This window comes from Serratia sp. H1w (assembly GCF_000633355.1).
GTDB lineage: Bacteria > Pseudomonadota > Gammaproteobacteria > Enterobacterales > Enterobacteriaceae > Chania.
Window position 1 is genome coordinate 1 of record NZ_AYMQ01000103.1, and the last position, 5,525, is coordinate 5,525.

The window sequence follows — 5,525 nt, forward strand, 5'->3', positions numbered from 1 at the left end:
TATGCGTCGAAAACAGAAATCCTCGCTCCCCTCAATCACCGGGTTCAAAACGTAGGGGCGCTGCATGCTGCGCCCGTGTGGATACGCCCCTCACCCTAACCCTCTCCCGCAGCGCCATAAGCCCCTGTTTGAGGGAGAGGGAGAGGGGCTGGTCCGGTGTCGTGGATTAGTCTGTGTGGCCGCGGAAAGAATCGGAAATATCAATGGACTCGATCGGTTCCCTCTCCTGGGGGAGAGGGTTAGGGTGAGGGGACTACCTCTAACTCCCCTACGTCCTGGATCGCCTGATAAATGATTAAATATAGCCACACTTTCCACTAAAAATATTCATGAGATTTTTAGGTTTACACTTATTTGTTATTTTCATACATATCATTAATACCCGCATGATTTTATATAACCCAGGCTTGTGCACGTGATGAGAGAAATAAATTATCATATCACTATGATTTTAATGTGAATTTAAGGTACGGACCCGGATGTGGGCTATTAATCCACAAAAAAATCAGGCTAATAAAAACAAATAATAGCCATGCGCGACGAATCGAGTAGACTAGATGGTAATTTATTACGTGAGAGTATTTAAATCATGTCTACTGAAAGCGCGTCTTTAAAAAATCACAATACTTTTGCGCTCCCGGTCAACGCAGCGCATTTAGTCATTGCTGAAGAAATTGAAGAAATGATTAAAGCCTGGCAGCAAGCGCAAAAGCGCCAACAGCCCCTGTTGGTACTCGGTGAAGGGAGCAATGTCCTGTTCCTGGAGGATTTTGCCGGTACGGTCATGATTAACCAACTGACAGGCATAACGGTCAGGGAAGAACCAGACGCCTGGCACCTCCACGTCAGCGCCGGGGAGAACTGGCATCATCTGGTCAGCCAGATGTTGGAACGTGGTATTCCTGGGTTGGAGAATCTGGCATTGATCCCAGGTTTGGTCGGTTCGGCGCCTATCCAGAATATCGGCGCGTACGGCATTGAGCTCAAGCAGGTCTGTGAGTATGTCGATCTGTTGAATCTGACCACGGGCGAGATCGATCGCATGGATCCCCCGCGTTGCCAGTTTGGCTACCGGGAGAGCGTCTTTAAACATGAGCTTAAACAGGGTTTCGTTATTGTCGGCGTCGGTTTGCGGCTTAGTAAAAAGTGGAGCCCGCTGCTGAGTTACGGCGACCTTACCAAACTGGATCCAAAGACGGTTACCCCACAGCAGGTGTTTGACGCTGTATGCGCCATGCGACGCAGCAAGCTGCCAGATCCACGGATCACGGGCAATGCAGGTAGCTTCTTTAAGAACCCGCTGGTGAGTGGGGAGGCGGCGAAAGCCCTGCTGAGCCAATACCCTGCAATGCCACATTACCCACAGGCTGACGGGCAAGAAAAACTGGCCGCTGGCTGGCTGATCGATCAGTGTTCACTTAAGGGATACCAGATTGGTGGTGCAGCGGTGCACCGCCAGCAGGCTTTGGTATTGGTCAATGTTGATAACGCCAGCAGTCAGGATGTTGTGGCGTTGGCAAGGCACGTACGTAATACGGTAGCGGCGAAATTCGATGTCTGGCTAGAACCAGAGGTACGTTTTATGGGCGCCACAGGTGAGCTGGACGCCGTTGAGGTCATTTCATGAGAGACACCACAGTACCACTGAAGATTATTTCCCTGCTAGCAGACGGCGAGTTTCATTCTGGAGAGCACCTGGGTGAGTCTTTAGGGATGAGCCGTGCTGCGATTAACAAGCATATTCAGACCATTCGGGAGTGGGGTCTGGATGTGTTCACTGTACCGGGGAAGGGCTATAGCCTACCTGCGGCGATTAACTTGCTGGATGTTGAACGTATTCTTGAGCTGCTGGAAGACAAGCGGGTCACTGTGCTGCCTGTCGTTGACTCAACCAACCAGTATTTGTTGGATAGGCTTGCAGAGCTGACTTCGGGCGATGCTTGTATAGCCGAGTATCAGCAGGCAGGGCGTGGGCGTCGCGGAAGGCAGTGGGTTTCACCTTTCGGTGCCAACCTCTACTTATCCATGTTCTGGCGTCTTGAACAAGGGCCGGCGGCCGCAATGGGGCTAAGCCTGGTCATTGGCATCGTGATGGCTGAAGTGTTGCAGCGTCTCGGTGCAGACAAGGTTCGAGTGAAGTGGCCGAATGATTTATACCTTAACGATCGCAAGCTAGCCGGTATTCTGGTTGAGCTGACCGGTAAAACCGGGGATGCGGCTCAGTTAGTGCTGGGTGCAGGTATCAATATGGCGATGCGTGATTCTAACGCCAGTCAGATCGATCAGCGTTGGATCAATTTGCAGGAGGCAGGGATCTCCATTGATCGTAATGAATTAGCCGCCAAGTTGCTTAATGAACTACGTAGTTCATTACGACAATTTGAAATAGATGGACTGGTGCCCTTTATTTCACGCTGGCGTCAGCTAGATAACTTCATCGATCGCCCGGTGAAACTGTTAATTGGTGAACAACAGATTTTCGGTATTGCGCGTGGTATCGATCAGCAGGGTGCCTTGCTGCTTGAACAGGAAGGGGTAATTAAACCCTTTATCGGCGGCGAAATATCTTTGCGTAGCGCGGAATAAATTAAAATAAGAGAGGCCAGTGGCCTCTCTTATTCCATCGACTATTTTCGTAACCGTACACTTTCCACTGCGTGATTGGCACTCTTAGTCATTATCAAGCTGGCTCGCTCGCGAGTTGGTAAGATATTTTGCTGTAAATTCAATCCATTAATTTCATTCCACAGCTGCGTGGCGATGTTGACCGCCTCTGTTTCCGGCAGCTGTGCATAGCTATGAAAATAAGAATCCGGGTTGGAAAATGCGCCTTGACGGAATTTCAGGAACCGATTGATATACCAGCTCTGCAATAGATCTTCAGGGGCGTCGACATAGATGGAAAAATCAACAAAGTCGGAAACAAATACCCGGTGAGGATCGTGTGGATAGTCCATACCGCTTTGCAAAACATTCAGCCCTTCCAGGATAAGAATGTCAGGCTGTTCGATAACTTTATTACCTTCAGGCACGACATCATAGATCAGGTGAGAGTAAACCGGGGCCGTAACACGTTTGGCGCCGGATTTAACTTCTGAAACGAATTTCACCAGGCTATGCATATCGTAGGATTGCGGGAAGCCTTTCTTCTTCATCAGACCGCGTTCGTTCAGCACCTTGTTCGGGTGCAAGAAGCCGTCCGTGGTGATCAGTTCCACGCTACGATGCTCCGGCCAGCGGCTCAGCAATGCCTGCAACAAACGCGCCGTGGTGCTTTTGCCCACCGCTACACTGCCAGCAATGCCGATCACATAAGGAATGCGCTGGCCATCTGTGCCGAGGAACTGCTCCAGAACTGCCTGACGGCGCAGGTTAGAACTGATATAGAAGTTCAGCAGTCGAGAGAGCGGCAAGTAGATCTGCGCGACTTCTTCCAAGGAGAGATCTTCGTTAATCCCTTTGAGTTTAACAATCTCTTCTTCCGACAACGTCAGCGGTACCGAATCTCGTAACGCGGCCCACTGGCTACGATCGAACTGAAGGTAAGGCGTCGCTAAAGATTGATCTCTTTTTATCATAAGCCAAATTCTGCCTGTTAACGCAGGTTGGGAAAGGCGCTGGACGCCAACTCCAGATAATAATCAAACTGCATATTATAGATAGCTGGCTTTGAGGCGTAGGGTTTTTTCGCAAATGTTGTCGATTAGGGGCAGTTTTTGCCAATAGTGCGAACAGGTACGCAATTGAGAAGGGATACATGGCAAAGCGGTATCACTGGGCAATGATACCACTCGGGCGTCAACTGGCGGCGGCGCGGCAGGGTTGATGGACGGCAAATAATCGCTTGTAATAAATCGCGGTGGGATGGTAGCAGCCATCGGGTGCGGCGGCGTAATCCGGTATCTCTCCAAGGCAACGATAGCCCAGCAGGCGATACAGCGCTTCAGCACCGGAACCGGCCTGCGTATCCAGATAAAGCAGACCGCGATGGATCTCAAGGGCCGTTTTTTCCAGCGTTTTCATCAACGCCTGGCCAACCCCATTACGCCGGGCGCGGCTATGCACCAGCAACTTTTGCACTTCGGCCCGGTTGCGGCCGTTCGGTTTTTGACACAGTGCGAGCTGGACGGTACCAATGACGCCACTATCATCCCTCGCAATCCACAACAGTAGCTCCCCCTTGGCTAACGCAGGGCGCAGGCTGTGGAAGTAGCTCTCGGCATCTTCGTGGGGAATTTGCGTGTCGTAGCCTACAGAGGCCCCGTGAGTGACCGCATCGGTGAGCAGGCGCGCCAGTTCGGCGCGGTAAATGGGCAGCGTTGCTGCATTGATTAGCACTATTTTCATCGGCGATGCCTCCTGGAGAATTAGGGATAATGAAGAGAAGCAATAAACGAGCCAATGCGACTAAGCTGTGCGGGCGCAGCCTGTCTGGGGGCGAAAGCGGCGTATCGGCACCATCAAAGGGCAATTTCCTCTTTGTGGTGCGCTACCCTTAGCGGTGATTTTCAACTGATGGGCGATTTTTATTGAGCTTGGGGACCGATGGCCTGAACGTCACCGCAGGGTAGGTCTAAAATAGTGTAGATTAATCTGCGGAATTGATGAAAATTTGTGCCTCAATGGTGAAAAATTGCGAGCTGGATACGGAAATCGGCTGATTTATGAGCGATAGTGCATGGATCGCAATTTTTTTGTTGCATAGGCCGTCAGCACTACCTAGAATGCGCTGCACTTGATGCCGGCTTAGCTCAGTAGGTAGAGCAACTGACTTGTAATCAGTAGGTCACCAGTTCGATTCCGGTAGCCGGCACCATTCAAGTGTTTAGCAGTAAATGCCGTAGTAAAAGTAGTTAAAATCTGGTGGGGTTCCCGAGCGGCCAAAGGGAGCAGACTGTAAATCTGCCGTCACAGACTTCGAAGGTTCGAATCCTTCCCCCACCACCATTTTAGACCTTGGGTTCCGGGTCACACCGAGCGGTAGCGTTGATACGAATACCGTTCGGGGAAGGCGAAAACCTTCAAAACAGTTCGCGCTGCGCAGCAGAAGTTGCCGGTACGAAGGGTGGAGTAAAGCGACGAACAATCCTTTTCTACACCTTAAAAGTCTACAGAAAAGTCAGGTAGCCGAGTTCCAGGATGCGGGCATCGTATAATGGCTATTACCTCAGCCTTCCAAGCTGATGATGTGGGTTCGATTCCCACTGCCCGCTCCAAGATGTGCTGATATAGCTCAGTTGGTAGAGCGCACCCTTGGTAAGGGTGAGGTCGGCAGTTCGAATCTGCCTATCAGCACCACTTCTTAATTTCTCGCCCCCTGATTTTCTTTCTGTTTCCTGAATTCATCAAGCAAATGCCTGCTTGGTTGATGTGGTGATACCACCGATTTATCCGTGTCTTAGAGGGACAATCGATGTCTAAAGAAAAATTTGAACGTTCAAAACCGCACGTTAACGTCGGTACTATCGGCCACGTTGACCACGGTAAAACTACCCTGACTGCCGCAATCACTACCGTTCTGGCTA

5 protein-coding genes and 4 tRNA genes are annotated in these 5,525 nt (G+C 50.7%); 7 read left to right on the forward strand and 2 right to left on the reverse strand.

Going from position 1 to position 5,525, the window contains the following annotated elements:
• Positions 1–589: 589 nt before the first annotated feature.
• Complete coding sequence (murB, locus tag U869_RS0122420; protein ID WP_025123274.1) at positions 590–1,627, forward strand: UDP-N-acetylmuramate dehydrogenase; 1,038 nt, start codon at positions 590–592, stop codon at positions 1,625–1,627.
• On the forward strand, positions 1,624–2,586 hold the full coding sequence (birA, locus tag U869_RS0122425) for a bifunctional biotin--[acetyl-CoA-carboxylase] ligase/biotin operon repressor BirA (protein ID WP_025123275.1): 963 nt from the start codon (positions 1,624–1,626) through the stop codon (positions 2,584–2,586). The genes murB and birA overlap by 4 nt, the downstream gene beginning before the upstream one ends.
• Positions 2,587–2,627: 41 nt before the next feature.
• Here birA and coaA read toward each other — a convergent pair whose 3' ends face one another.
• Entirely contained in the window at positions 2,628–3,578 is a 951-nt protein-coding gene (gene coaA / locus U869_RS0122430) for a type I pantothenate kinase (RefSeq protein ID WP_025123276.1), read from the reverse strand.
• Positions 3,579–3,798: 220 nt separating this feature from the next.
• Positions 3,799–4,347 (reverse strand): GNAT family N-acetyltransferase, encoded by a 549-nt coding sequence (locus tag U869_RS0122435; protein ID WP_025123277.1) that lies wholly within the window; start codon positions 4,345–4,347, stop codon positions 3,799–3,801.
• Between the two features lie 393 nt (positions 4,348–4,740).
• Here U869_RS0122435 and U869_RS0122440 point away from each other — a divergent pair.
• The 5 genes from U869_RS0122440 to U869_RS31050 all read left to right on the forward strand — a co-directional run.
• Positions 4,741–4,816 (forward strand) — tRNA-Thr (locus U869_RS0122440).
• 46 nt (positions 4,817–4,862) lie between these two features.
• A tRNA-Tyr gene (locus U869_RS0122445) sits at positions 4,863–4,947 on the forward strand.
• Positions 4,948–5,141: 194 nt separating this feature from the next.
• Positions 5,142–5,216, forward strand: a tRNA-Gly gene (locus tag U869_RS0122450).
• Between the two features lie 6 nt (positions 5,217–5,222).
• Positions 5,223–5,298, forward strand: a tRNA-Thr gene (locus tag U869_RS0122455).
• 115 nt (positions 5,299–5,413) lie between these two features.
• Positions 5,414–5,525: GTP-binding protein (locus U869_RS31050; protein WP_231310522.1), on the forward strand; the 112-nt coding region annotated here is incomplete at its 3' end.